General features: G+C 70.6%; 19 protein-coding genes, 1 tRNA gene and 1 riboswitch. Of the genes, 6 read left to right on the top strand and 14 right to left on the bottom strand.

The window, feature by feature from the left end:
- Positions 1 to 33 precede the first annotated feature (33 nt).
- Together AB0O53_RS28165 and AB0O53_RS28160 are read left to right on the top strand one after the other, a co-directional pair.
- Positions 34 to 486, top strand: a complete 453-nt coding sequence (locus AB0O53_RS28165) for a glycine-rich domain-containing protein (RefSeq protein WP_365199410.1) — start codon at positions 34 to 36, stop codon at positions 484 to 486.
- Positions 483 to 794, top strand: a complete 312-nt coding sequence (locus tag AB0O53_RS28160) for a hypothetical protein (RefSeq protein ID WP_435886680.1) — start codon at positions 483 to 485, stop codon at positions 792 to 794. The genes AB0O53_RS28165 and AB0O53_RS28160 overlap by 4 nt, the downstream gene beginning before the upstream one ends.
- A gap of 324 nt (positions 795 to 1,118) precedes the next feature.
- Here the strand turns inward: AB0O53_RS28160 and AB0O53_RS28155 are convergent, their stop codons facing one another.
- Positions 1,119 to 1,355: a helix-turn-helix transcriptional regulator gene (locus AB0O53_RS28155; RefSeq protein ID WP_365199214.1), complete on the bottom strand. Its 237-nt coding sequence runs from the start codon at positions 1,353 to 1,355 to the stop codon at positions 1,119 to 1,121.
- Positions 1,356 to 1,618: 263 nt separating this feature from the next.
- Between AB0O53_RS28155 and AB0O53_RS28150 the strand changes: the two genes are divergently transcribed.
- Positions 1,619 to 1,825: a hypothetical protein gene (locus AB0O53_RS28150; RefSeq protein WP_365199212.1), complete on the top strand. Its 207-nt coding sequence runs from the start codon at positions 1,619 to 1,621 to the stop codon at positions 1,823 to 1,825.
- 1 nt (position 1,826) lies between these two features.
- Here AB0O53_RS28150 and AB0O53_RS28145 read toward each other — a convergent pair whose 3' ends face one another.
- Complete coding sequence (locus AB0O53_RS28145) at positions 1,827 to 3,065, bottom strand: tyrosine-type recombinase/integrase (protein ID WP_365199210.1); 1,239 nt, start codon at positions 3,063 to 3,065, stop codon at positions 1,827 to 1,829.
- 102 nt (positions 3,066 to 3,167) lie between these two features.
- A tRNA-Leu gene (locus AB0O53_RS28140) sits at positions 3,168 to 3,249 on the bottom strand.
- A gap of 410 nt (positions 3,250 to 3,659) precedes the next feature.
- Here AB0O53_RS28140 and AB0O53_RS28135 point away from each other — a divergent pair.
- Together AB0O53_RS28135 and AB0O53_RS28130 are read left to right on the top strand one after the other, a co-directional pair.
- Entirely contained in the window at positions 3,660 to 4,424 is a 765-nt protein-coding gene (locus tag AB0O53_RS28135) for an ABC transporter ATP-binding protein (RefSeq protein ID WP_107064705.1), read from the top strand.
- Positions 4,425 to 4,483: 59 nt separating this feature from the next.
- Positions 4,484 to 7,033: an ABC transporter permease gene (locus AB0O53_RS28130; RefSeq protein ID WP_350994203.1), complete on the top strand. Its 2,550-nt coding sequence runs from the start codon at positions 4,484 to 4,486 to the stop codon at positions 7,031 to 7,033.
- A gap of 101 nt (positions 7,034 to 7,134) precedes the next feature.
- Here AB0O53_RS28130 and AB0O53_RS28125 read toward each other — a convergent pair whose 3' ends face one another.
- The 9 genes from AB0O53_RS28125 to AB0O53_RS28085 all read right to left on the bottom strand — a co-directional run bounded on the left by AB0O53_RS28125 (position 7,135) and on the right by AB0O53_RS28085 (position 17,835).
- A complete protein-coding gene (locus AB0O53_RS28125; RefSeq protein WP_350994205.1) occupies positions 7,135 to 8,511 on the bottom strand; it encodes a class I SAM-dependent methyltransferase in 1,377 nt (458 codons plus the stop codon).
- 146 nt (positions 8,512 to 8,657) lie between these two features.
- On the bottom strand, positions 8,658 to 10,043 hold the full coding sequence (locus tag AB0O53_RS28120; protein ID WP_350994207.1) for an NAD(P)/FAD-dependent oxidoreductase: 1,386 nt from the start codon (positions 10,041 to 10,043) through the stop codon (positions 8,658 to 8,660).
- 530 nt (positions 10,044 to 10,573) lie between these two features.
- Complete coding sequence (locus AB0O53_RS28115) at positions 10,574 to 11,524, bottom strand: Ppx/GppA phosphatase family protein (RefSeq protein WP_350994209.1); 951 nt, start codon at positions 11,522 to 11,524, stop codon at positions 10,574 to 10,576.
- Positions 11,521 to 12,063, bottom strand: a complete 543-nt coding sequence (locus tag AB0O53_RS28110; RefSeq protein ID WP_350994211.1) for a DUF501 domain-containing protein — start codon at positions 12,061 to 12,063, stop codon at positions 11,521 to 11,523. The genes AB0O53_RS28115 and AB0O53_RS28110 overlap by 4 nt, the downstream gene beginning before the upstream one ends.
- 44 nt (positions 12,064 to 12,107) lie before the next feature.
- Entirely contained in the window at positions 12,108 to 12,596 is a 489-nt protein-coding gene (locus AB0O53_RS28105) for an FtsB family cell division protein (protein WP_350994213.1), read from the bottom strand.
- Between the two features lie 99 nt (positions 12,597 to 12,695).
- Positions 12,696 to 13,976, bottom strand: coding sequence for a phosphopyruvate hydratase (gene eno, locus AB0O53_RS28100; protein WP_350994215.1), 1,281 nt, complete (start codon positions 13,974 to 13,976; stop codon positions 12,696 to 12,698).
- Positions 13,977 to 14,254: 278 nt separating this feature from the next.
- Positions 14,255 to 14,974 carry a transglycosylase family protein gene (locus tag AB0O53_RS28095; RefSeq protein ID WP_350994217.1) on the bottom strand — a complete coding sequence of 240 codons (720 nt, stop codon included), beginning with the start codon at positions 14,972 to 14,974 and terminating at the stop codon, positions 14,255 to 14,257.
- 3 nt (positions 14,975 to 14,977) lie between these two features.
- Positions 14,978 to 15,149: riboswitch (cyclic di-AMP (ydaO/yuaA leader) on the bottom strand.
- 279 nt (positions 15,150 to 15,428) lie between these two features.
- Positions 15,429 to 16,469, bottom strand: coding sequence for a transglycosylase family protein (locus AB0O53_RS28090; RefSeq protein WP_365199204.1), 1,041 nt, complete (start codon positions 16,467 to 16,469; stop codon positions 15,429 to 15,431).
- An 88-nt stretch (positions 16,470 to 16,557) separates the two neighbouring features.
- Positions 16,558 to 17,835 carry a cytochrome P450 family protein gene (locus AB0O53_RS28085; protein WP_350994221.1) on the bottom strand — a complete coding sequence of 426 codons (1,278 nt, stop codon included), beginning with the start codon at positions 17,833 to 17,835 and terminating at the stop codon, positions 16,558 to 16,560.
- Positions 17,836 to 18,014: 179 nt separating this feature from the next.
- Here AB0O53_RS28085 and AB0O53_RS28080 point away from each other — a divergent pair, with 179 nt between their 5' ends.
- Positions 18,015 to 19,196, top strand: coding sequence for a globin domain-containing protein (locus AB0O53_RS28080; RefSeq protein WP_365199201.1), 1,182 nt, complete (start codon positions 18,015 to 18,017; stop codon positions 19,194 to 19,196).
- A 24-nt stretch (positions 19,197 to 19,220) separates the two neighbouring features.
- Here the strand turns inward: AB0O53_RS28080 and AB0O53_RS28075 are convergent, their stop codons facing one another.
- Both AB0O53_RS28075 and AB0O53_RS28070 read right to left on the bottom strand, forming a co-directional pair.
- A complete protein-coding gene (locus tag AB0O53_RS28075) occupies positions 19,221 to 20,273 on the bottom strand; it encodes a nucleoside triphosphate pyrophosphohydrolase (protein ID WP_350994225.1) in 1,053 nt (350 codons plus the stop codon).
- A 28-nt stretch (positions 20,274 to 20,301) separates the two neighbouring features.
- A complete protein-coding gene (locus AB0O53_RS28070) occupies positions 20,302 to 20,922 on the bottom strand; it encodes a SurA N-terminal domain-containing protein (RefSeq protein WP_350994227.1) in 621 nt (206 codons plus the stop codon).
- Positions 20,923 to 21,012 lie beyond the last annotated feature (90 nt).

Below are 21,012 nucleotides of genomic sequence, written 5' to 3'. Positions count from 1 at the left end.
TGCTGACCCACACCCCAATCTGAAGGAGCAGCCATGTCCACCCCACCACCGCCACCCTGCGGCGCCGGCCGAGGGGAAGTACCGACGCCCGCCGTCGGCGCCACCCTCGTCGCGCCGTCCAGGCCCACGGTCCAGGAGCTCCTGTCCGCGGACGACTTCACGATCGTCACGGCCACCCTGGCCCGCACCCACCCCGACCTGGGATGGGTCGCTGCGGAGCAGCGGGTGACCGAGGCCCTGAAGTTCGTGGCCACGATCGCCGGCTGCTCGGCCGAGGACCTCGTACCGTCCGGCCCCGTCGACGCCGCCTGGCACGCCCTCATCTCGAACACCGAGCTCTACGCCGAGCTCTGCGCACGGCTGGGCACCTTCGTGCACCACCGCCCTGCCGTCACCGGCACCGAGGCACCCGCCCCCGGCTGGCGCGAACGCACCCAGGCCGCCATCGAGGCGGCCGGGTTCGAGGTCTGTCCGGACCTCTGGTGATCACCACCGAGTTCGACGTCTCCCCCACCGACGTCACGGCCTGCGAGGCCTGCTGGGTGGCACCAGTGGAGACCGCCCGCACGGCGGAGCACCGGCACGGCCGGGACCTGCTGTGCATCCCCTGCGCCGAGGCCGGCTACCGGCCCCGCGTGGACCTGTTCCCCCCGTTCGGTATCTACAAGCTCAGCGGAAGGATCTTGAAGATGGGTAAGCACGGCAGCCCCGGAGGACCTCAGATGCCGCCGGACCCCGGCCCGCCCCTGCCGTCGCCGGCGCCTACCCCGACCCCCGGCCGCCCTCCGGTGTAGGTGACTCGACGACAGCCAGCCCGGCCGCTCCCCAGCGGCCGGGCCCTCGGCGTTCGGCTGATACAAGGCGCAGCCTGGCGTATCCGACTTGGCGGAATCGCGCAGCTCGACCGCCAATCTCCCTGTTCGCTGTCCGCACTTTGAGAAACAGGAGCGTGTGGCCCATGGCGCATGGCATGTGCTGCTGGCAACCTACAGCTAGGGGTTGTTTACGGATGGGTGTTCGAGTGGTTCGATCCGTACGTGAGGAGAGCAGCGATGCCGAGGCCTAGACACCCAGGGGCGGTAGCGAGCAGACCCCGCGCTGGGCCGGCCGTCACAGCCTCACGGCTGGACGAGGTCGGCGAGGGAGACGCGTAAGGCATCGGCCAGTCCCAGCAGGACGCTGAGGGTCGGATCCGAGGTGCCGTACTCGATGCGATGCACGGTCTTGTTGTCGATCCCGACGGCCTCGGCGAGCGCCTCTTGAGTAAGGCCAGCGTCCGTACGGGCGGCCCGGATGCGGGCGCCGATGATGCGGCGACGGGCGAGCACCCTGTCGGGCTCGGAGGGTGGTGGCACCCATACACGGTGAAGTGATCTTGGGTGGAAGTCCTTACCTGGCCAGGTAAATGTGTGAGCCATGTGCCAGCGGGTAAGGGGCTGACCTAAAGTGACTTCAGGCCAACCGGCTGGAATCACTCTCCGCCTAAGTAATTACAGTTTGTACTGTTGAAGCTACAAATAGGCGGTATAGCCTACGCACCACAGAGACATCAGGTAGGTGCCGCGCCCTCACGGGACACCCCCCACGGCAGCCCTGCAGTGCACAGCTGGGAGAGGCGATGTACGACACGGTTTTCGAGATCATCACCCTGGTGCTGGTAGTCGTCGGCACCACCGCCTGCGCCGTACACAAGCGGTCCGTCACCCGCCAGGTGAACGCGCTGCGCGCCGAGGTCGCGTGTGCCCGCATTGAGGGTGTCCTGGGCAAGCAGCCGCGCGCCGGGGAGAAGCCCGCTGTCCCCGCTCCGGCGCGCGGCCAGCGCTGAGCTACCCGACCGACCGCAGGGACGGCCGGCCGCCCGCCAGGGACGCCTCGATGGTCGCCATCGCGTCGTCGTCAGCCTCCGGCAGGAGGTGGCCGTACACATCGTTCGTCGTCTGGATCGACTCGTGCCCCACACGCCGCTGCACGTAGGGCAGACCGTGGCCGGCGGAGATGAGCGCGGCTACGTGGGAGTGGCGCAGGTCGTGGGGGGTCGGCTTCTTACCGGCGGTGAAGACTCCCGCCTCTCGGGCAAGCCGCACGGCACGAGCCCAGCGATCACCGAACGTGCTGTAGTGCAGGCGGGTCCCGCCGGCCCCGGTGAAGAGCAGCTGCTCGTCCTGCAGCTCGTACAGCCCCAGCTCGTCGAAGGCCTCGAGCACCGAGCTGGAGATGCGGATGGTACGCCGGGCCCTCTTCGTCTTGGGCGGGCCAAGGAAGTACCCGCCGTCCTCGTCCCGCTTCCAAGCGCGCTGTACGCGCAGCTTCGGTTTGGTGGTGTTCCGGTCGGTGATGTCCTGGGGCATGAGGGCGGTGAGCTCGCCGAACCGCAGGCCGGTGCCGTAGGCGACGGTGACGAGCAGCTGGTCCTGGCGGACGCTGAAGCACCTCATGAGGCCGTCGACTTCCTGCGGCGTCATGAAGCACATCTCGTCGTCGATCTGGTCGTCGGCACGGGGGAGGTTGCTGAGCTTGCAGGGGTTGCGGTCGCGCAGCGGGGGTTCGGCGAGAACGGCGCGCTCGAGGATGGAGGACAGCAGGCCGTGCAGGTTCCTGATCGTCTTGGGGCTGAGGCGCTTCTTGTCGGGGCCGCGCCAGATCCACGTCTGCTCGAGCTTGCGGATCCAGGCGTCGATTGTGTCGGAGCTGAAGTGCTCGACGCTGCGGACGTCGCACTCGCCGAAGGTCGGGAAGAGGTAGGTCTTCAGGTCGCGGTGGCAGTCCTTGCGGTACCGCTCCTCGATGCCGGTCCGGTTGTCGATCATGGTTGTCGCGTACTGCCGGAAGCGGTACCGGTCCTCGGGCTGGGCGGGCTGGGCCGCGATGTAGCCCTGGCCTTTCACCCATCCGGGGGGCCAGTGCTGGCCGGCCTCGTCGACGGCCGTCTTGAAGACGCCGGCGGAGTCCTGGTCCTCGAACGTCTCGGATTGCCAGGCGCCGTCGCGGCCGCCGCCGTCGCGCCATTTGACCTGGAAGCTGGTGATCTCTCCTGCGCGGTTCTTCCGCGGGTGCACGCTCGCCATGGGCGCATGCTAGCGCCGGTGTTCCCGATGTGTTCCCGCGCTCGCAAAAGATCATGCGATGGGGTGGCCATACGCCCTGCTCAGAAGGGGTGATGGGGGTTGTGCCCGGAGCCGGACTTGAACCGGCACGGCCCGAAGGCCAGCGAGGTTTAAGCTCGCCGTGTCTGCATTCCACCATCCGGGCAGGGCGTGGCGGCCCCCGTGGAAAAAGCCTTGAACGCTGTGCCGAGCCTATCCGGAACACACTCGCCGCCGACCGGCCGCCTATCCGATGTTGTCTGATTTTATTGGCGCTTGAGGGTCCGTCAGGCCCCAGAATGCACGGTCGGCCCGTTCTGGACGTCGATCACCACCTGTACGGGAATGACGGGATTTCGATGGCCCGCGCCACCCCGTGCGCCACCCTCCGCGCCACCCCGGGCCACCGCCCGCCGATCAGGGCTCCTGTCATACCAGAGGAGGAGGCGCGCCCGCCCGCCGTCAGTCTGGAGTGGGCCCGGGAACAGGCACGGCGGCTGATCCGCAGCAGGTAAGGGCGCGGTGAAGATGGAGGGGTCCCCGCACAACAGACCGAGGAGCCGTCCTGTGACCACCATGAACTACGCCCCGCACACCGCCCAGGCCGTGGCCGCCCGCGCCACCGGCCTCTCCAAGGTGTACGGCCAGGGCGAGACCCAGGTGGTCGCCCTGGACAACGTCTCCGTGGACTTCGGCCAGGGACAGTTCACCGCGATCATGGGCCCCTCGGGCTCCGGCAAGTCCACCCTGATGCACTGCGTCGCCGGCCTGGACACCTTCTCCGCCGGCTCCGTCCGCATCGGCGAGACCGAGCTGGGCTCCCTGAAGGACAAGCAGCTCACGCAGCTGCGCCGGGACAAGATCGGCTTCATCTTCCAGGCGTTCAACCTGCTGCCGACGCTGACGGCCCTGGAGAACATCACGCTCCCCATGGACATCGCCGGCCGCAAGCCCGACAAGCAGTGGCTGGACACGGTCGTGGACATGGTCGGCCTCTCCGGCCGCCTGGGCCACCGCCCCACCCAGCTCTCCGGCGGCCAGCAGCAGCGCGTGGCCGTGGCCCGCGCCCTGGCCTCCCGCCCCGAGATCATCTTCGGTGACGAGCCGACCGGAAACCTGGACTCCCGCTCCGGCGCCGAGGTGCTCGGCTTCCTGCGCAACTCCGTCCGCGAGCTCGGCCAGACCGTCGTGATGGTCACCCACGACCCCGTCGCCGCCTCCTACGCGGACCGCGTCATCTTCCTCGCCGACGGCCGGATCGTCGACGAGATGCTCAGCCCCACCGCCGACGGCGTGCTGGACCGCATGAAGGCCTTCGACGCCAAGGGCCGCACCAGCTGATCCCGGGTCCCGCCCCGGCCCTTCCTCCAAGACTTCCAGCCCCAGGACTGAGATCTCCCATGTTCCGTACCGCCCTGCGCAACGTCCTCGCGCACAAGGCCCGGCTGCTGATGACGGTGCTCGCCGTCACCCTCGGCGTCGCCTTCGTATCCGGCACCCTCGTCTTCACCGACACCCTCAAGAAGTCCCTCTCCGGCCAGTCCGCCAAGAGCTACGAGGGCATCGCCGTCTCGGTCACCTCGTACGGCCAGGGCCGCAACGAGGAGGGCGAGAAGGAGGGGGAGCCCGGCCTCGGCCAGCAGACCCTCGACAAGATCAAGGCGCTCCCGGGCGTCGACACCGTCTCCGGCCGCGTCTCGGGCTTCGCCGGCGTCGGCGACGAGAACGGCAAGCTGATCGGCTCCGGCTGGTCCAACCAGGGCGCCAACTACACGCCCGTCAAGGACGGCAAGGACCCGCGCTACGCCTTCACCCAGGGCGCCGGCCCGGCCAAGGCCGACGAGGTCGCCCTCGACAAGGCCACCGCCGACAAGGGCAACTACAAGGTCGGCGACAAGGTCCGCGTCGCCACCAACGGCCCGGTCAAGGAGTACTCCCTCGCCGGCGTCTTCACCACCGAGGACGGCGCCGTCCAGGCCGGCGGCAGCCTGGTCCTCTTCGAGACCAAGGTCGCCCAGGAGCTCTACCTCAAGCCCGGCTACTTCACGGAGGTGTCGGTCGCCGCGAAGAACGGCACCTCCGCCGACAAGCTGCTCGCCGACATCAAGCCGCTGCTCGACAAGAACGCCAAGGCGCAGACCGGCGCGGCGCTCGCCGCGGACCAGGCCAAGCAGATCGAGAAGGGCCTCAGCAACCTCAGCACGATGCTGCTCGTCTTCGCCGGCATCTCGCTCTTCGTCGGCATCTTCCTGATCTACAACACCTTCACCATGCTGGTCACCCAGCGCACCAAGGAGCTGGCCCTGCTGCGCGCCGTCGGCGCCAACCGCGGTCAGGTCATGCGCTCCGTGCTCACCGAGGCCCTCGTCGTCGGCGTCCTGTCGGCCGCCGTCGGCCTGGTCAGCGGCATCGGCCTGGCGATCGGCATCCGCTCCGTCATCGGCTCCCTCGGCGCGAAGCTGCCGGGCGGCGCCCTCGTGATCGCCCCGGGCACCATCACCGCCGCCCTCGTCATCGGCGTCGTCGTCACCACCGTCGCCGCCGTGCTGCCGGCCTGGCGCACCGGCCGGATCGCCCCCGTGGCCGCCATGGGCAGCGCCCACCTGCCGGCCACCTCGAAGTCCCTGCTCGTCCGCAACATCCTCGGCTCGGTCATCAGCCTCGGCGGCATCGGCCTGGTCTTCCTGGGCGTGTCCACCGGCGGCAACTCGGGCCGCATGACCATGGGCGCCGGCGCCTTCTTCATGCTGATCGGCATGATCGTGCTGCTGCCGCTGCTCTCCAAGCCGGTCATCGGCGCCGTCCGCCCGCTGCTGCAGAAGGTGTTCGGCGTCCCCGGCAAGCTGGCCGCCCAGAACGCGGTCCGCAACCCGCGCCGCACCGCCGTCACGGCCGCCTCCCTGGCGATCGGCCTGACCCTGGTCACCACGCTGTCCGTGCTCGGCATCACCGTCGGCAAGGTCGTCGACCGCATGAGCACCGAGAAGCTCAAGGCCGACTACCGGGTCTCCATGTCCTCCGACGCCGGCAGCCTCGACAAGTCCGTGGCCGAGACCCTGGCCAAGGCCCCCGGCATCAAGGCGGTCTCCCCGCAGACGGCCGGCTACTTCCTGGTCGACGGCGACTTCCGGGCCGCCTCCGGCGTCAACCCGGCCACCATCGGCCAGCTCCTCAACGTCGAGGTCCTCAGCGGCTCGCTCGACAGCCTCGGCAAGGGCGACGTCGCCGTCGCCGAGAAGACGGCCAAGAAGCAGAACTTCACCGTCGGCTCCGCGATCAAGGTGAAGTACGACGACGGCCGGGAGGCCTCCGTCAAGGTCGGCGCGATCTTCAAGGACATGGAGGGCCTGCTCTCCCCCTACGTCATCGACAACAAGATCCTCAGCGAGCACAGCGAGGAGATGTACATCCCCGAGGTGTACGTCAACGTCGACGGCGGGGCCTCCAAGGCCGCCCAGCAGAAGGTCGTCGACGCCCTCGGCAAGAACCCGGCCATCACCGTCGCCACCCAGCAGGACATGCGCAACGAGATGGGCGGCATGATCAACACGATGCTGAACATCATGTACGGCCTGCTCGGCATGGCCCTGGTCATCTCGGTGCTCGGCGTGGTCAACACCCTGGCCATGTCCGTCTTCGAGCGGACCCAGGAGATCGGCATGCTGCGCGCCATCGGCCTGGACCGCAGCCGGGTCAAGAACATGATCCGCCTCGAAGCCGTCGTGATCTCGCTCTTCGGAGCGGCCCTCGGCGTCGTCATCGGCATCTTCCTCGCCTGGGCCGTCGGCTCCACGCTCGCCAAGTCCATGCCCGGCTACGAGCTGATCCTCCCGTGGGACCGCATCGGGATCTTCCTCCTGCTGGCCGCCGTGGTCGGCGTCCTGGCCGCCATGTGGCCGGCCCGCAGCGCCGCCCGCCTGAACATGCTGACCGCCATCAAGACCGAGTAGCGCGGCGCGGCGCGGAGCGAGGACACGGAGAAGGGCCCCGGGGGGACACGCCCCGGGGCCCTTCCCGTCGTCCTGAGCAGCGCGGTGCGGTGCAGGAACGATTACGCCGGCTGCGCGCCCCAGGTCCGCAGCCGCAGCGGCAGCCCCGAGTCCCCGCGTGCCGCGGAGCGCACGGCGAGCACCTGGTTGACCCCCAGGCGCCCCCGTTCGAATCCGAGGGCGGAGGCGGCCATGTAGAGCTGCCAGACCCGGGCCCGGCCGGCCGAGGTGAGGGCCACGGCCTCGTCCCAGTGCTCCTCCAGCCGGGCCACCCAGGCCCGCAGGGTCAGGGCGTAGTGCTCGCGCAGCGCTTCCACGTCGCGGACCTCGAAGCCGGCCCGTTCCAGCTCGCCGACCGTGGTGCCGACCGGGGAGAGCTCCCCGTCGGGGAAGACGTAGGCGTCGATGAACTCGTCCACCCGGTAGGCCGCTTCGTCGGCCTCCGGCGGGCGGGCGATCTGGTGGTTGAGCAGCAGGCCGCCGGGGCGCAGCAGGGCGTGCAGGGTGCGCGCGTAGTCGCGGTAGCGGTCGGCCCCGACGTGTTCGGCCATCCCGATGGAGGAAATGGCGTCGTAGGGGCCGTCCTTGACGTCCCGGTAGTCCTGGATGCGGATCTCGACCAGGTCGGCCAGGCCCTCGTCCGCGACCCTCTTGCGGGCGTACACGGCCTGTTCGCGCGAGAGCGTGACCCCGGTGACGCGGGCGCCGTACTCGCGGGCCGCGTGCAGGGCCATGGAGCCCCAGCCGCAGCCGACGTCGAGGAGCCGGTCCCCGGGCTTCAGGCCGAGCTTGCGGCAGACCAGGTCGAGCTTGTCGTGCTGGGCCCCCTCCAGGGTGGAGCCGGGGGTCCAGTAGGCGCAGGAGTACACCATGGAGGGGCCGAGGACCCGTTCGTAGAAGTCGTTGCCGACGTCGTAGTGGTGGCTGATGGCCTGCCGGTCGCGGCCCCTGGTGTGCCGGGGTCCGCCGCGCCGGGCGGCCTCCTCCGCGGGCGGCGCGGGCGCCGGCCACGGCCTGGCCAGGGCGACGAGGTCCCGTACGGCGCCCCGCGCGTCCGCGTCGCCCAGCAGCGCGGCGGCGGCCGCGGCGGTGTCCGCGGCGGCCGAGACCCGGCGGGGCAGGCGCGGGCGCAGCGGGCCCAGGAGGGACGGGGGCGGGGCGGGCTCGCGGTCCCGCTGCCAGAGCAGGCCGGCCACCCGGTCCAGCAGCTCGAACAGGTCCCCCTCGACGGTCAGGTCGCCGGCCACCCAGGCCCGGGCCAGGCCCAGCTCTCCGGGCTTCCACAGCATCCGGCGCAGGGCACGGCGGCCCCGGACGACGAGTACGGGGCCGTCGGGCGGCCCGGCCTCGGTTCCGTCCCACGCGCGGATGCGCACGGGCAGGGGGCCGCCCAGCAGGGTCTCGGCAAGAGCGGCCAGCCGCGGAGCGGCGTCGGTCATGGCGCACCTCCACAAAGTTCCGACCCATCCCTCTACCCATCCGCGGCCCCGGGTACGCCGAAGGGGCCGCCCGCACCACGGATGGCGGGCGGCCCCTTCGGGGTCGTACATTCGGCCGGCTCAGCGGCCGGGCTCCCGACGCAGGGTCAGGAGGCCTTGGCCTTCTCGGCCGGGGCAGCGGCGGCGGCCGGGGCCGGCGCCGGCTTGGCGGCCTCGTAGAACTCCTCGCGCGGGGTCTCCAGCGCGCCGAGGGAGACGACCTCGCGCTTGAGGAACATCGCGAGGGTCCAGTCGGCGAAGACGCGGATCTTGCGGTTCCAGGTCGGCATGGCCATGCCGTGGTAGCCACGGTGCATGTACCAGGCGAGCCGGCCCTTGAGCTTGATCTTCGTCTTGCCCATGACGATCATCGCGACGCCCTTGTGGAGGCCGAGGCCCGCCACCGCACCCTTGTTGGAGTGCGAGTACTCGGCCTGCGGGAAGCCCCGCATGCCCGAGATGACGTTGTCGCCGAGGACCTTGGCCTGGCGCAGCGCGTGCTGGGCGTTCGGCGGGCACCAGGCGTTCTCGACGCCGGCCTTGCGGGAGGCCACGTCCGGAACCTGGGCGTTGTCGCCGGCGGTCCAGATGTAGTCCGTGCCCGTGACCTGGAGGGTCGGCTGGGCGTCCACGTGGCCGCGGGGGCCCAGCGGCAGGCCGTAGCGGGCCAGCACCGGGTTGGGCTTGACGCCGGCGGTCCAGACGATGGTGTTGGAGTCGACCTCGAGGCCGTTCTTCAGCACCACGTGGCCGTCCACGCAGGAGTCCATGGAGGTGTTGAGGTAGATCTCGATGCCGCGGGACTCGAGGTGCTCCTTGCCCCAGGTGCCGAGCTTGGGCCCGACCTCGGGGAGGATCTTGTCGGCCGCGTCGACCAGGATGAAGCGCATGTCCTCGCGCTTGATCGTGGAGTAGTACTTCGCGGCGTCGCGGGCCATGTCCTCGACCTCGCCGATCGTCTCGGCACCGGCGAAGCCGCCGCCGACGAAGACGAAGGTGAGGGCCTTGCGGCGGACGTTCTCGTCCGTCGTGGACTCGGCCTTGTCGAGCTGCTCGAGTACGTGGTTGCGCAGGCCGATGCCCTCCTCTACACCCTTCATGCCGATGCCCTGCTCTGCGAGACCGGGGATCGGGAAGGTGCGGGAGACGGCGCCGAGCGCGATCACCAGGTAGTCGAAGGGCAGCTCGTACGCCTCGCCGACGAGCGGCGTGACGACGGCGACCTTGCGGTCCTGGTCGATGCTGGTGACCCGGCCGGTGAGAACCTCTGCCTTGGGCAGCACGCGTCGCAGCGGGACGACGACGTGCCGAGGCGAGATGCTGCCTGCGGCCACTTCGGGGAGGAAGGGCTGGTAGGTCATGTACGAGCGCGGGTCGACGACCGTGACGGTCGCCTCGCCGTAGCGCATCTTCTTCATGATGCGCTTGGCTGCGTACAGGCCTACGTACCCACCTCCTACAACGAGGATCCTGGGACGCTCCGTGGTGCTCATGAGAACGAGTATCCAGCACCCATTGGGGTGTTGCTCGTGAGCCCCTTCACAAGGAGCGGGAGGGCCTCTGCTACACTCCGCCGCCCACGTGACGGACGTCATGACGCGCAACGGGAACCAAGGGGTATCCGGAGTCGTTGTTCACCCGCCCTGAACTGGCCTCCAAGGCTCTGACCGGAGTAGACCACCGGGTTTCGTCCGTACCTCCGACACGAAACCAGTCGCCTCCGTCGATCGCACGAACGCGAGACAAAAGGGGCCAGGGACCCTCCGGAAGGCCCCGAAGGGCCCTTCCTCGGACCCAGCAGGCCCCTTTTCCTTGTGAAGAACTTCACGAACTTTTTCTGGATCATGGCCTCCACGACCCCCCACACCCTGGTTCGAAGGTCGTTCGGCCGATGGACCAGATGATTCCACCGGTCATTCCGGGTGAGGCCATGGCTCGCGACGGCTGCCGCGACATCTGAGAACGGCGACGGCGCTCCGGTCGGGGGACCGGAGCGCCGTCGTGGTTCGGGCGGCTCAGGGGCTTACGCGGTGCCCGCGACGCTCCAGGCGATGCCGTCGAGGATGTCGTGCTCGGAGACCACGACCTCCTGGGCGCCGGTGCGCTCCATGATGGCCAGCAGGACCAGCGCGCCCGCGCCGATCACGTCGACCCGGCCCGGGTGCATCACGGGGATCGCCGCACGCTCGTCGTGCGTGGCCGTCAGCATCCGGTCGGTGATCTCCCGGACCTGCTCGTAGGAGACCCTGGCGTGGTGGATCTCCGACGACCGGTACTCGGGCAGCCCCAGCGCGATGCCCGCGATGGTGGTCACCGAGCCCGCCAGGCCCACCAGGGTGCGCGCCTCGGCCAGCGGGACGGTCTCGGACGCCAGGTCCAGCGCGGCCTCGACATCGGCCCGGATCGCGGCGACCTGCTGTTCGGACGGCGGGTCGGTGACGACGCCGTCGACCACCAGGTGGCGTTCGGTCATCCGGACGCAGCCCACGTCCACGGAGCGGGCGGCCCGCACGTGGTCGTCGCCGACCACGAACTCGGTCGAGCCGCCGCCGATGTCGACCACCAGGAACGGCCGCTCCAGCTGCTCGTGCGCGGTCAGCTCCCGGGTGGCGCCGGTGAAGGAGAACTCCGCCTCCTGGTCGCCGGAGATCACCTCGGGCTCGACGCCCAGGATCTCCACGACGCCGCGCACGAAGTCGTCCCGGTTCTCGGCGTCGCGCGAGGCGGAGGTCGCCACGAAGCGCACCCGCTCCGCGCCGAACTCCTTGATGACCGCCGCGTACTCGCGGCAGGCCGCGAAGGTGCGCTCCAGCGCCTCCGGGGCCAGGCGCCCGGTCCTGTCCACGCCCTGGCCGAGCCGGACGATGGTCATCCGCCGGTCCAGCTCGACCAGCTCGCCCGTGGCCGGGTCGCAGTCCGCCACGAGCAGCCGGATGGAGTTGGTGCCGCAGTCGATGCCCGCGACCCGGGTCACCGGGACTCCTCTTCCTTCTTCTCGCCGCACGGCGTGACGCAGGCGCCCTTGGCCCACCACTCGGGCAGCATCGCGAGGGCCTCGTCGCCGAAGGGGTTCACGCCGGGGCCGGCGGCCAGGGAGTGACCGACGAGCACGTGCAGGCACTTGACCCGGTCCGGCATGCCGCCGGCGCTCGGGAAGCCCTGGAGCACCTCGATGGCGTCGCGGCGCCGGATGTAGTCCTCGTGCGCGGCCTGGTAGGCGGCGGCGAGTTCCTCGTCCTCGGCGAGCCGCGCCTGCATCTCCTTCATCACGCCGTTGGCCTCCAGCGTCCCGATGGCGGAGGCCGCGCGCGGGCACGTCAGGTAGTACAGCGTCGGGAAGGGGGTGCCGTCGGGAAGCCGCGGCGCGGTCTCCACCACGTCGGGCTGCCCGCAGGGGCAGCGGTGCGCGATGGCGCGCAGCCCGCGCGGCGGGCGGCCGAGCTGCTGCTCGAACGCCTCGATGTCCGCGTCGGTCGGCTCGGTCCGGTCGGTCTGGGGCGGGGGCGTCTGCATGCCTGGAGGAAGTCTCTTCGTTCTCGTGGATGGGTGATGCGGTTCTAGTCGCCCGGGCGGTCGGCCTTGTCGACGCCGTCCCAGACGTTGGAGTACCAGGGGCGGTCGGAGCCGGCCTGGCCGGTCCGGTGCGGCTCCGGGGGCCGTGATCCGGGGTCGCTCATGATGTAGCCGACCTCCCCCGGACGCAGGAAGTGCAGGTGCTTGCGCGCCTGCTGCTCCGCGTAGGCGTCGTCCTGCCAGCGGGCCTTCTCGTCGCGGAGCCGCTCCAGGCGGTCCCGCGCCGCCGCGGCGGCCCGCTGCTGCTCCGCGATCTCCGAGCGCTGGGAGACGTACTGGCGCATCGGATACGCGAGGGCGACGACCAGCGTACAGAGCACGAGCACCAGGAGCGCGGCCCTGCCGGTGAGGCGGCTGCGGCGCACCTGGCGGCGCGACTGCGAGCGGTAGACATGGGCCGCGGTCCGCTCACCGAGCTGCTTGAGCCGCGTCGCGGTGGAGAAGGTGGAGAACCGATCCCGGTTCCCGGCCATTGGTCCGCCTCCCCTTTGTACGCACTACGCAATACGTCCCCGCACACGGTACGGGACCGAGTGCGGGGACGTACGGAGGCCAGCCCCTCAGGGGGGTGATTAGCCCTTGAAGCGCGGGAAGGCGCTGCGGCCCGCGTAGACCGCGGCGTCGTCGAGGATCTCCTCGATGCGCAGCAGCTGGTTGTACTTGGCGACGCGGTCCGAGCGGGCCGGGGCGCCGGTCTTGATCTGACCGCAGTTCACGGCGACGGCGAGGTCGGCGATGGTGACGTCCTCGGTCTCACCGGAGCGGTGCGACATCATGCACTTGAAGCCGTTGCGCTGGGCCATCTCGACGGCGTCCAGGGTCTCGGTCAGCGAACCGATCTGGTTCACCTTCACGAGCAGGGCGTTCGCGGAGCCCTCCTCGATACCGCGGGCCAGGCGCTCCGGGTTGGTGACGAACAGGTCGTCACCGACGATCTGGACCTTCGAGCCGAGGCGGTCGGTGATGGTCTTCCAGCCGTCCCAGTCGTCCTCGAACAGCGGGTCCTCGATGGAGACGAGCGGGTACGCCTCGACGAGCTCGGCGTAGTAGTCGGTCATCTCGGCGGCCGAGCGGGACTTGCCCTCGAACTCGTACTGGCCGTCCTTGTAGAACTCGGACGCGGCGACGTCGAGCGCGAGCGCGATGTCCGTGCCCGGGGTGTAGCCGGCCTGCTTGATGGCCTCGATGATGAGGTCGAGCGCGGCGCGGTTCGACTCCAGGTTCGGGGCGAAGCCGCCCTCGTCACCCAGGCCGGTGGAGAGGCCCTTGGTGTGGAGGACCTTCTTGAGGGTGTGGTAGACCTCGGCGCCCCAGCGCAGCGCCTCGGAGAAGGACTCCGCGCCGATCGGGGCGATCATGAACTCCTGGATGTCGACGTTGGAGTCGGCGTGCGACCCACCGTTGAGGATGTTCATCATCGGAACGGGCAGCAGGTGCGCGTTCGGACCGCCGAGGTAGCGGAAGAGCGGGAGGTCCGAGGCCTCGGACGCGGCGTGGGCGACGGCAAGCGAGACGCCGAGGATGGCGTTGGCGCCGAGCGAGCCCTTGTTGTCGGTGGCGTCCAGGTCGAACATGGCCTGGTCGATCAGGCGCTGCTCGGTGGCGTCGTAGCCGACGAGCTCCGGGCCGATCTGCTCGATGACGGCGAGGACGGCCTTCTCGACACCCTTGCCGAAGTAACGGTCGGGGTCACCGTCACGGAGCTCGATGGCCTCGAATGCACCGGTGGAGGCGCCGGACGGAACGGCAGCACGGCCGGTGCTGCCGTCGTCGAGGCCCACCTCGACCTCGACCGTGGGGTTGCCTCGGGAGTCCAGGATTTCCCGGGCTACGACGACGTCGATGGACGGCACGAGCATCTCCTTCTGGGATGTGACGCTGGGTGTGCGGTGGCGTCAGGCCGTGGGATGGCCTTGCCGCCTAGAGCCTAACCGGCTTCCGGGGTTCGACCGGCCGACCGCCCGACCCCTGGGACGAAAAAGGGACCGAATACCCCTCTTCCGGGACATACGACCCTTGATCATCGGCTCACGGGCCCGCACACACCGCCGCCCGGCGCGTGGGGGGAAGGGGCGCCGGGCGGTGGGAATTCTGCGCGTTGCATACGCTTTTGCGGCTATTGCCGCGGTGTTCAGCTGAGCTTCAGCTTCTGACCGGGGTAGATCAGGTCGGCGTCCGAGACGATGTCCTTGTTGAGCTCGAAGAGCTGCTGCCAGCCGCCCTTGACGCCGTTGGCCTCGGCGATGGTGCCCAGGGTGTCGCCCGCCTTGACCTCGTACGAGCCGTTGCCGGTCTTCGGCGCGGCCGGAGCCTCGGTGCGCTCGGAGCGGGTGGTCGGGACCTCGGTGCGCTTGGTGTCCTTCTTCGGCGCGGCCTTGGTCTCGGTCTTCTTCGGGGCGGCCTTGGTCTCGGTCTTCTTCGTCTCGGCCTTCGGCTTGGTGGAGGCCGGGGTCTCGGTGGAGCCGCCACCGGTGTAGGACGAGTTCGACAGACCCTTGCCGCAGTGCGGCCAGGCGCCCTTGCCCTGCTTCTTGAGGACCTTCTCGGCCACGGCTATCTGCTGCGCCTTCGAGGCCTGGTTGGCCTGCGGGGCGTAGGACTTGCCGCCGAAGGAGGACCAGGTGGAGGACGAGAACTGCAGTCCGCCGTAGTAGCCGTTGCCGGTGTTGATGGACCAGTTGCCACCGGACTCGCACTGCGCGACCTTGTCCCACTCGGACGCGGTGGCGGCGCTGGCGGCGCCCGCGGTCATCAGGGGGGCCGCGACGGCCACACCGGCGACACCGGCGAGCGTGACGATGCGAACGGCCTTGGAACCGCGACGATGCTTGCCCTTGCCGGAAAGCAGCATGGAGTTTCTCCTCACCGACGCCTACGAGGTGAGCTGTCGGGTTCGGGCCTGTGAGTGCCCGGCGGTGCGACCTTGCGCCCCGCTTAACCCCAAGCCGGTTGCGTGACCGTCTCTCAACGGCCGCTCGCGGCACCTACCTTGGTTCCCCCGCTCCTGCCTTCGGCGCTTGACGCGACGACTGTTCCCCCCGTCCGCCGGCAGGATTCGGCGATGCGGTCGAAGGAGCCCGCGGTGGCGGGCGACTCAGAAGGTAGACATGTCCCTCCCCGATGCTCAACCAGGAGCATCGGGGAGAAACGGCCCCTACTTGCGCTCCCCGCAGGGGTGTTTGCGCAGGTGAGAACGGGGTTTGCGGAAGCCCCCGGGCGGGACACGCCAGTTGACCGGAAGAGACACATGTCTCACTTGCAGAAAACAGACAATCAGGTCTTTCCGGTCGAACCAACTGTCCTTATTAGGTGGTTAGATCCAGGTTCTGGCCGGGCTTGATCAGGTTGGCGTCGCCGCCGATGACCTGCTCGTTGGCCGCATAGAGGCCGCTCCAGCCGCCCTTCACGCCCTTGGCAACCGCGATGGTCGCCAGGCTGTCGCCCGCCTGCACCGTGTAGACGGGGTCCGTCGCGGCATCGGACGGGGTGCCCTCCTCCGGGGAGGGGGCGCCGCGGTGCTTGCCGTTGCCCTCGGCGGGAGTGGCGTCCGGGGTCGCCGGGGCCGTCGGGGCCACGGGGGCCGTCGGGTCGGCCGGGTCGGTCGGGGACGGACTCGGGGTGACCGGCGGGGTCGTGGGCGCCGTCGGGTCCGTCGGGAGGGTCGGGACCGTCGGGTCGGTGGGGGTCACCGGCGGGGTCGTCGGGTCGGTCGGGACGACCGGGGTGCCCGGGTCGACCGGAGGCGTCGTCGGGACGTCGGGCGCGGGCATGACGGGCAGTCCGACGGACGGCGCGTCGGGAATCAGGAAGGGGCTGCCCGAGGGGCTGGGGGTCTCCGCGGTCGGGAGCCCGAAGTCCGTGGCCGGCTTGCCGCCCGTGGTGGAGGGCACGGTGTCGTCGGGGCGGGACGGCGCGGGGCCGACCGCACCGGGGCTGCCGGGCAGGCCGGGATCGACGACGGCGGCCGGACCCTGCTGGTCCAGTCCGGCGGAGGCCGCGCACAGCGGCCAGGCCTGCGGGCCCTGGGAGGCCAGTACGCGCTCGGCCACGGCTATCTGCTGCGAACGGCTCGCCAGGTCGGCGCGCTCGGCGAAGTCCAGACCGCCGGCGCTCTGCCACTCCTCCTGGGTGAACTGGAGCCCGCCGTAAGCGCCACTGCCGAAGTTGGCGCTCCACGAGCCGCCGCTCTCGCACTCGGCCACCTTGTCCCAGGTGGCGGTGTCGGCAGCGGTCGCGCTGGTGGCGGCCAGCAGCGGCATGGCCAGCGCGGAGCCAGTGACACCGGCTGTGACGACCAGCGCGGGGACCTGGCGGGGGCGTCTGTGACGGCCGTTCCCGGAGAGCATGAGGGATCACCTTTCGCATAACAGCGGGGTAACGGCAGAACCTAGCGGCCTTCGAACGATTGTCACAAGTTCAAGCTGAATCTGACTTTTAATCAGAAGTCGCACAAGTGTTTTGAGCCGTGAAGCGAACGGGAAGAGTACGCAGCCCACGCATGATCAACCCCCCACGCCAGCGCAGGTCTTGGGGTGGAACGGCCAGTTCCAGATCGGGCAGGCGCGTCAGCAGGGTGGCGAGGGCGGTCTGTCCTTCGAGCCGGGCGAGCGGCGCACCCAGGCAGTAGTGGATGCCGTGCCCGTACCCGAGGTGCTGGTTGTCGGTCCTGGAGAGGTCGAGGGTGTCCGGATCGGCGAACCGCGCCGGGTCCCGGTCGGCGGCCGCGAGGACGACCAGGACCGGATCACCGGTCTCGATCCGCTCGCCGCCGAGCGTCAGCGGCTGCGTCGCGAACCGCCACGTCGCCAGCTCCACGGGGCCGTCGTAGCGCAGGAGTTCCTCGACGCCGGTGGCCAGCAGTCCGCTCTCCCCGGCGGCCAGGGAGCTCTGCAGCCGCTCGCGCTGGACGGGGTTCATGAAGAGGGAGTGGACGCCGTTGCCGATGAGGTTCACGGTCGTCTCGAAACCGGCGAAGAGCAGGATGAAGGCCATCGCCGTGGCCTCGCCCTCCGTCAGGTGGTCGCCGTGGTCGCTCGCCCGGATCAGGTCGGAGATCAGGTCGTCGCCCAGATCATCCCTTTTGCGGTGGATGAGTTCGCCGAGGTAGGTCCGCATCTGCTTCACCGACCGGGCAACGCCGCCGCGCGGACCGCCGCCGTGGCGGATCATCATCCCGGCCCAGTCCCGGAAGTCGTCCTGGTCCTCGCGCGGTACGCCGAGCATCTCGCAGATGGCGTAGATGGGGAGCGGGAAGGCGAACTCGTGGATGAGGTCCGCCTCCCCCCTCCCCGCGAACCCGTCGATGAGGTGATCGGTGAGCGCCTGCACCCGCGGGGTGAACTCGGCGACCCTGCGCGGGGTGAACGCCTTCGACACCAGGCGCCGCAGCCGGGTGTGGTCCGGCGGGTCGATGTTCAGCAGGTGCGTCATCAGCTCCGCCTTGCGCTCCCCCGGGATCCCGGTCTTGCCCTTGGCGTGCGCGGGCTCCGCGTGGTGCGCCGGATTCTTGCTGAGCCGCTGGTCGGCGAGGGCCTGGCGGGCGTCCGCGTACCGGGTCACCAGCCAGGCGTCGACCCCGCTGGGGAGCTTGGTGCGGTGCACCGGCGCGTGCTCGCGCAGCCACGCGTAGGCCGGGTACGGGTCGGTCGCGAACTCCCACGTGAAGAGTTCGGGCGCCGCGCCGACGGGGGGAGTGGACGACTGATCGTGCATGTCCCCGACCCTAGCCGCCACCCACCGGCGCACCGGCGCGGGCCGCGACCCGCCGGGCCGCCACCCCATATGACTGCTTCGTCGCGGCTGTCCGCAGATCGGACAACACTTGACCTCGCCCCGTCCGGCACTCCTACTTTCGGTTGGTGGACGTGAGGATCTTGAAAAGCAGTTTCGCGGTGGTGGAGAGACGGGCCGAGCACGCCGTCAAGTTCTTCTACTCGCACCTCTTCTGGCACAACCCCGGAGTCCGCGACCTCTTCCCGCTCTCCTCCGAGGACATGGAACGCCAGCGGGACCGGCTCTTCGCCGCACTCACCCACGTCGTCTCCCGGCTCGACGACGAGACCCTCGGCCCCTACCTGCGCGACCTGGGACGCGACCACCGCAAGTTCCTGGTCCGGCCCGAGCACTACGCGGTCGTCGGCTCCAGCCTGCTCGCCGCGCTCGCCGAGACCTCCGGGGCCGCCTGGACCCCGCAGGTGGAGAAGGCCTGGACCGAGGCCTACCAGCTGATCGCCGACGCCATGCTCGCCGGGGCCGACGCGAGCGAGGACCCGCCGTGGTGGGACGCGGAGGTCGTGCGCCACCTCCAGTACGGGCGGGACATCGGCGTGCTGACCCTGCGTCCGCACGCCCCCTTCCCCTATCTCCCCGGCCAGTACACGAGCGTGTGCAGCGAGCGCGTTCCCAGGACCTGGCGCACCTACTCCCTCGGCAACGCCCCGCGCCCGGACGGCACCGTCGACCTGCACGTCAGCCGAATCGACGGCGGGCGGCTCAGCACCGCCCTGGTCCACGAGACGCGGCCCGGCGACGTCCTGAGACTCGGCGCCGCGGGCGGCCAGCTGACCTTCCGCCGCTCGGACCGCCCGGTCAGCCTGATCGCCGCCGGCACCGGCTGGGCCCCGATCCGGGCCATGCTGGAGGAGCTCGCGGACCGGCCGCCCGATCAGGACGTACGGCTCTTCGTGGTGGCCCGTGACGGCGCGCACCTCTACGACCGGCCGCTCATCGACGCGTACGGCACCTCGTGCGGCTGGCTGGACGTCACCTACATCACGCCCGCGCCCGGACGGCACCGCAACGAGGCCACCGACCGGCTCGCGACGGCGCTGTGCAACCGGGGGCTCTGGCCCGACCAGGACGTCTACCTCAGCGGGCCGGCGCAGTTCATCGAGGAGACCGCGCGGCTCCTGGAGGGCCTCGGCGCCCGCCCCGGCCGCCTCTTCCACGACTCCGTGCCCGCCGGGGGCACCGGCAACGGGCCCGGGGGCCGCCCGCTGGGCTTCGGCGAGTGGTTCCTGAACCGGCCGCAACCGCACTGGCACGACCCCTCGGCCCGCGCCCCCCGGGAGTAGGGAGCACGGAGCGGACCGGAGGAACTACCGCGCGGGGGTTGCGACGCCCTCGGCCGCCCGGATCGCGTCCCGGTAGACGCGGGCCGCCGCGCGCAGCGCTGTCTCGGGGTCGACGCCCTCCGCCTCGGCGCGCGCCGCCAGTTCCAGCAGTTCGTACCCGATGCCCTCACCGCGGGGCAGTTCCACGGCCACGCCGCCCGCACGGGCCCGGCCCGCGAGCTTGGCCGCGAGCGCGAGGCCCGGCTGGCCCACCGGGACCCCGTCGGTGACCGACTCCCGCCGCTTCTCGACCGCCTTGGTGCGCTGCCAGTGCGCGTGGACGTCCTCCGGGGTCTCGGCCTGCGCGTCGCCGAAGACGTGGGGGTGCCGGTGGATCAGCTTCTGCACGAGCGCCCCGGCCACGTCGTCGATGGAGAAGGCCCCCAGGGCCTCCTCGTCGTCCCCGGCGTCCTCGTCGTCCCCGCCGTCCGCGCCCGCCGGGATCCCCTCCTCGGCGATCCTGGCGTGGAAGACCACCTGGAGCAGTACGTCGCCGAGCTCCTCGCGCAGCTCCTCCCGGTCCCCGTCCTCGATCGCCTCGACGAGCTCGTACGCCTCCTCGATCGCGTACTTGGCCAGGCCGCGGTGGGTCTGCCGGGAGGTCCACGGGCATTCGCGGCGGACCCGGTCCATCACCTGGACCAGGTCCAGCAGGCGCGCGCCCGGCAGGTCGTAGGAGCCGGGGAGCAGCTCCAGGTCGGGCATCGGGACCCGGCCGGAGCCGGCCAGCCGGGCCAGCCCGTCGGTGAGCCGCTGGTCGCCCTCGCCGCTCGGGAGCACCACGACGGTACGGCCGCCCGCACAGGCCGCCACCAGCTCCTGCGCGTCCGGAGCGGTCTGCTCGACCTCGACGCCCGCCTCCCGCAGGTACGGCAGCTGCGGGTGGCCGGGGTCGGCGCACAGCACCCGGTCCGCGGCGTGCAGGGTCTGCCACGCCGGCCAGGACAGCACCCCGGGGGCGACCCGGTGGCTGGTGGTCAGCAGGACGATGCGGCCGGTGGGCTCGGCGGCGGCGGTGGACTGGGAGTGGTCGGTCACCCTCCGAACCTACCTCCGGCGCGGGACGTCAGGCTCCGGCGGGTTCCTGCTCGGGCCGGGTCCGCTGGGTGATCCACGCGGTGTCCGCCGGGCCGAGGCCGACCTGCTTGGCGTCCCAGGCCCCGTAGCGCGGGTTCACCTCGATGTGCAGGGCCTCCGCCGCCTTGGTGAGCGGCTCGATGATCTTCTCCTCGCCGAAGCGCTCGCTCAGCTTGTCGAGCAGCAGCCGGAAGCGCAGGTCCTCGTCGATCTGCCCGGGCGCCAGCGGGACGCGGGCCTGGAGGGCCAGCTGCTCCAGCGCCGCCGCGCCCTTGTCGCCCTCCTGCGCCTTGCGGGCGTCCTCGATCTCCTTGGTCGTGACCGTGATGCCCGCGTCCTCGGCCGCCCGCTCCAGCACCCGCAGCTGGATCATCTTGCCGAGCTTGGTCCGCTCCAGCTGCGGGGTGTTGGCGATGAGGGTGGCGGCCTGCTCGGACCGGTTCTGTGCGGCGCGGACGTCGCTGACCTGGGCCTGGAGAGCGGAGGTGGTGATCCGTTCACCGCCGACGACGGCCGCGGTGCCGGGCCGGGTCTCGCCCGAGCAGGCGGACAGCAGGGGCGCCGCCACGAGCAGGGCGGCGGAGACGGAGAGCGCAGTGCGACGGTGCAAAGGAGCCTCCAGGGCCGGGAGATTGTGCGTCAATGCACAAGGGCCGTGCGGTGATCGATGGTATGCAGTAAGGGTGGCCCGGGCCACCGG

It is taken from the genome of Streptomyces erythrochromogenes (genome assembly GCF_040684695.1).
In the GTDB taxonomy this organism is placed as follows: Bacteria; Actinomycetota; Actinomycetes; order Streptomycetales; family Streptomycetaceae; genus Streptomyces; species Streptomyces erythrochromogenes_C.
The sequence above is the reverse complement of the archived record's forward strand: the minus strand, read 5'-3'. Positions and strand labels throughout refer to the sequence as shown.

What these genes read in the sequence shown, in the direction of transcription:
- AB0O53_RS28165 (WP_365199410.1), top strand. Translation starts at nt 34, where the DNA reads ATGTCCACCCCACCACCGCCACCCTGCGGCGCCGGCCGAGGGGAAGTA.
- AB0O53_RS28150 (WP_365199212.1), top strand. Translation starts at nt 1,619, where the DNA reads ATGTACGACACGGTTTTCGAGATCATCACCCTGGTGCTGGTAGTCGTC.
- AB0O53_RS28145 (WP_365199210.1), bottom strand. Translation starts at nt 3,065, where the DNA reads ATGGCGAGCGTGCACCCGCGGAAGAACCGCGCAGGAGAGATCACCAGC.
- AB0O53_RS28135 (WP_107064705.1), top strand. Translation starts at nt 3,660, where the DNA reads ATGAACTACGCCCCGCACACCGCCCAGGCCGTGGCCGCCCGCGCCACC.
- AB0O53_RS28130 (WP_350994203.1), top strand. Translation starts at nt 4,484, where the DNA reads ATGTTCCGTACCGCCCTGCGCAACGTCCTCGCGCACAAGGCCCGGCTG.
- AB0O53_RS28125 (WP_350994205.1), bottom strand. Translation starts at nt 8,511, where the DNA reads ATGACCGACGCCGCTCCGCGGCTGGCCGCTCTTGCCGAGACCCTGCTG.
- AB0O53_RS28120 (WP_350994207.1), bottom strand. Translation starts at nt 10,043, where the DNA reads ATGAGCACCACGGAGCGTCCCAGGATCCTCGTTGTAGGAGGTGGGTAC.
- AB0O53_RS28110 (WP_350994211.1), bottom strand. Translation starts at nt 12,063, where the DNA reads ATGCAGACGCCCCCGCCCCAGACCGACCGGACCGAGCCGACCGACGCG.
- AB0O53_RS28105 (WP_350994213.1), bottom strand. Translation starts at nt 12,596, where the DNA reads ATGGCCGGGAACCGGGATCGGTTCTCCACCTTCTCCACCGCGACGCGG.
- AB0O53_RS28095 (WP_350994217.1), bottom strand. Translation starts at nt 14,974, where the DNA reads ATGCTGCTTTCCGGCAAGGGCAAGCATCGTCGCGGTTCCAAGGCCGTT.
- AB0O53_RS28090 (WP_365199204.1), bottom strand. Translation starts at nt 16,469, where the DNA reads ATGCTCTCCGGGAACGGCCGTCACAGACGCCCCCGCCAGGTCCCCGCG.
- AB0O53_RS28085 (WP_350994221.1), bottom strand. Translation starts at nt 17,835, where the DNA reads ATGCACGATCAGTCGTCCACTCCCCCCGTCGGCGCGGCGCCCGAACTC.